At 35.0% G+C, this 505-nt stretch carries 1 protein-coding gene; it reads right to left on the bottom strand.

Going from position 1 to position 505, the window contains the following annotated elements; translation table 11 throughout:
• Window positions 1–73: 73 nt before the first annotated feature.
• Window positions 74–421 carry a transposase gene (locus Q0954_RS34400; RefSeq protein ID WP_299466732.1) on the bottom strand — a complete coding sequence of 116 codons (348 nt, stop codon included), beginning with the start codon at window positions 419–421 and terminating at the stop codon, window positions 74–76.
• Window positions 422–505 lie beyond the last annotated feature (84 nt).

Here is a 505-nt window from a genome sequence, read left to right as displayed (position 1 = left end):
AAAAACAAATAACATCCGAACAAATTCTTAATCGCAAATGCAAAAAAACAAAATCAAGCAAGCAACTGATTAGTTACTCATAATTAACCTTTTTTCCATACTTCCTTTTTCTACCTTTTCCTGCATAAGAACCAGCATAGGGTAGATACAAACCAGTGTTTCTATTGAGTTTAGATATGAGTTCTAAACCCTTTTCCTGAGCAATTATACACCCCGTCTTACTACCATAACTGCCATCTGCTACCACATACTGCACTTTTATAAACTTGTTTAGCACAGGCAACACCTTCTCAAGCAAAAGAGTAAAACCCTTATAAATCAAACCATTGGATTTTTGCTTGTTCTTATCTTTACTTCCTTTTGGACGACCAGGGTGGCTATGCTTAGGAGTAAGCGTAACTTCCTCTTCGGTTTCCTTTATATTTTGACCTGAAAACTCTACAGATTAGGAAAGAGTTATAAATGTTTTAAATTTAGGGTCAAAAATGCCTAGTTTACCTGCTTA

Origin of the sequence: uncultured Microscilla sp., assembly GCF_947493425.1 — a bacterium.
Lineage (GTDB): Bacteria > Bacteroidota > Bacteroidia > Cytophagales > Microscillaceae > Microscilla.
Note: the sequence above shows the minus strand (reverse complement) of the source record. Positions and strands in the feature narration are given on the sequence as shown.